Genomic DNA, 1,366 nt, shown 5'->3' on the forward strand with positions numbered 1-1,366 from the left:
CTAGTACTCCAGTCGTAGTTCGTGATGGTCATGGTTCGTGGGCCGATTGTCGCTGGTAGTGGCCTTGCTGGGCGCGATATTGGTGGCGTCTGCGCCACTTCGAGCAGCGGATCCGGTGTGCGACGTCGAGAACCGGCCGGCTAATGAGCGTGGTGAACAGGTGGTGGATTTCGTTGCAGGTCAACAAAATCCACCCAGCGGTCGCCGGCGTGGCGTTTCGTTCGGTGGACGCGACGACGGCGAGGAAGGCGTGGGCGAACATCGCCAGGACCGTCCAGCGGTGCCATGAGGTCCAGCGCCGGACCTGGTGCTGGTCAAGCCCGGTGAGGCCTTTGCCGGTCTGGAACGACTCCTCGACCGTCCACCTGCGGCCCGCGACCTGAACCAGGATCCGCAACGGCACTGGTTCGGGCGAGTGGCAGCGATAGAACGCCAGCTCGCCGGTCGTTCGGTTGCGACGGATCAGCAGCCACCGGTGCCCGCCCGGCTCGTCGATGTCGATGTCGGCGAACGCCCAGTCGTAGTAGCGATGTCCTTTCGCTCCAGTGCCGGCGGAGAGACGTTGCCAGACGTGTTTGGGCAACCGAGCTGCGACACCATCAGCGCGCAACGTTCCTGCAGGGGTACTCACTCTGCGGTCGCAGCCGACAGCGAGAACGTATCCGACGCCGCGCTGTTCGAGATCTTTGCGCAGGCGGGGGTCGGCGCCGTAGACCTCGTCACCGGCGACCCACCCGGCCCGGACCCCCGCGTCGAGGGCACGACCGATCATGGTGGTCGCCAGCGCCGGTTTCGTCGCGAACACGGTGTCGTCGGGGATCCCCGCGTCTGCGCAGCGGCCGGGATCGGTGGTCCAGGACCTCGGGAGGTAGAGGGCTCGGTCGATGAATGCGTGGCCGGTGTCGGTGGCGTAGGTGAGGTAGACCGCGACCTGGGCGTTCTCGATGCGTCCTGCGGTGCCGGTGTATTGGCGTTGCACTCCGACGGTGTGGGTGCCTTTCTTGAGGTCGCCGGTTTCGTCGACGACCAGCACGGCGCCGGCGTCGCCGAGGTGTTCGGTGACGTAGTCGCGCAGGTCGTCGCGGACCTTGTCGGCGTCCCAGACTGCTTTGCGCAGCAGGTGTTGTATCCCGTCGGGGGTGTCGTCGCCGGCGTGTTCGGAGATGGTCCAGCAGTTCTTGTCCGGCAGGTCCGACAGCAGCCCGAGCAGCAGTGTTCGTGCTCGTCGGCGGGGTTCGACGCGGGTGAACCGGCTTGCGATGCGGGCGATCATCTCCTCGAACATCACCGCCCATCGGTCAGGGTTTACGCTGGGGCCTGCGGCCGCCAGCCGATCAGGGTTAGTACTGCAACGGCACTCGGGTGG

At 66.3% G+C, this 1,366-nt stretch carries 1 protein-coding gene; it reads right to left on the reverse strand.

What is annotated here, in order from left to right:
• Positions 1-28: 28 nt before the first annotated feature.
• Positions 29-1,285: an IS701 family transposase gene (locus AB0N03_RS52385; protein ID WP_364388999.1), complete on the reverse strand. Its 1,257-nt coding sequence runs from the start codon at positions 1,283-1,285 to the stop codon at positions 29-31.
• Between the last annotated feature and the right edge of the window lie 81 nt (positions 1,286-1,366).

It is taken from the genome of Amycolatopsis sp. NPDC051061 (genome assembly GCF_040682935.1).
In the GTDB taxonomy this organism is placed as follows: domain Bacteria; phylum Actinomycetota; class Actinomycetes; order Mycobacteriales; family Pseudonocardiaceae; genus Amycolatopsis.

What these genes read in the sequence shown, in the direction of transcription:
- AB0N03_RS52385 (WP_364388999.1), bottom strand. Translation starts at nt 1,285, where the DNA reads ATGTTCGAGGAGATGATCGCCCGCATCGCAAGCCGGTTCACCCGCGTC.